The sequence below is a fragment of the Blastomonas sp. genome (assembly GCF_041747255.1).
In the GTDB taxonomy this organism is placed as follows: Bacteria; Pseudomonadota; Alphaproteobacteria; order Sphingomonadales; family Sphingomonadaceae; genus Blastomonas.
Map to the genome: position 1 here is coordinate 1 of NZ_JBGTFM010000190.1, position 1,545 is coordinate 1,545.

The 1,545-nt window shown below is 64.3% G+C and carries 2 protein-coding genes; both read right to left on the bottom strand.

Going from position 1 to position 1,545, the window contains the following annotated elements; genetic code table 11:
- Positions 1 to 142: 142 nt before the first annotated feature.
- Positions 143 to 868, bottom strand: a complete 726-nt coding sequence (gene lexA / locus ACEW8G_RS06815) for a transcriptional repressor LexA (protein WP_373487683.1) — start codon at positions 866 to 868, stop codon at positions 143 to 145.
- Positions 869 to 964: 96 nt separating this feature from the next.
- A partial coding sequence (locus ACEW8G_RS06820; protein WP_373487684.1) for a molybdopterin-binding protein occupies positions 965 to 1,545 on the bottom strand: 581 nt, incomplete at its 5' end.

Here is a 1,545-nt window from a genome sequence, read left to right on the forward strand (position 1 = left end):
CAGCGTCGCGGGTCGGCATCGCGGCCATCCGTGGTGGGACCATCCGCAGCAGGTGGTCGAGGCGGCGAGGCGTAGCCCGGTCAAGTGACCGCGTGCAGCGCAGGATCGACCTTGCGCAGGCGCCTGCACCGACCGCGCGCGATCAATGATAGCGGCGCAGCAATCCGGCCAGCCTGCCCTGAACCTGAACCTCGTGCGGTGCATAATATTGCGGATCATAGGCGGCATTGGCGGGATCGAGCCGGATGCGGCCATTGTCACGGCGCAGATATTTAAGCGTGGCTTCCTCCCCGCGCACCAGTGCAACCACGATCTCGCCATCGCGCGCGGTGTCGGTGCGCAAGATCAGTGCGAAATCGCCGTCTAGAATGCCCGCTTCAACCATCGAATCGCCCGAGACCTCGAGCGCGTAATGCTCTCCGCTGCCCAGCAATGCTGCGGGCACTGGCAGGATCTCGGTGCCTTCAAAGGCTTCGATTGGCGCGCCGGCGGCAATGCGGCCATGCAGCGGGATGTTGAGCACATTGTTGTTGGCAGGCTCGGGGTTGCTGGCAGGCTCGGGCAGCTTCGCGTTGCGCGCTGCATCCAGATTAATGATGTTGCTCTTGGCGGCAGCAGCGGCAGCAAGTTCACGCGCGCGCGGCTTGACGCTTGCCTCGGGCAGTTTCAGGATTTCCAGTGCACGCGCCCGGTTGGGCAGGCGGCGGATAAAGCCGCGCTCCTCCAGCGCGCTGACCAGCCGGTGGACACCCGATTTCGACTTGAGATCAAGCGCTTCCTTCATTTCCTCAAACGAGGGGGAAATGCCGTTTTCCTCCAGCCGTTGCTGGATGAAGCGGATCAGATCATGTTGTTTGCGGGTCAGCATCGCGGATGTTCCTTTTTGCGCCGGACGGAAGGCTATCGAACGAACAAGGAACAATTACGAAACAAACCAGGCGAGGTCAAGTCTCGTGTTGCGGGCCTATGCGAGCGGCAGATAGTCCAGTGGTTCGCCCGGCGCGGCTGGTAGGCTGCCTGCGGCACGGATCACCAGCGCATGCGCGGCCAGCAGTGCCGAGAGCGCGCCGCTGTCCTGATTGCCGAGCGGGAACAACGCGCCATCATGCAATTTGGCCCGCACAAAATCCTGACGTGGTCCAGTGGCCGGGAAGGCTGCGCCTGCTGAAGCCTTCATAGTGGTGGGCAGCGGACTGCTCGCCCCTGCCATCTGCCGGATCAGCGGCAGCAGCAGCAGCGTCGCCGTGACGTAGGCTGACACCGGATTGCCCGGCAGGCCCAGGACGATGGTCTCGCCCAGCCGCGCCACCATCACCGGCTTGCCCGGCCTCATCGCGATCCGCCAGAAATCGACCATGCCTCCGGCGTGGACCAGAGCCGGTTTCACCAGATCATGATCGCCCACCGACGCCCCGCCGCTGGTGACGATGATGTCGCAGTCGCTGTGCCGGGCAAAGGCGGCGGCAATGGCGTCGCGATTGTCGGGCAGGGTCGGCAACAGGCGCGTCGTGGCGGGCATCCCGGCCAGCATCGCAGCCAGCATCA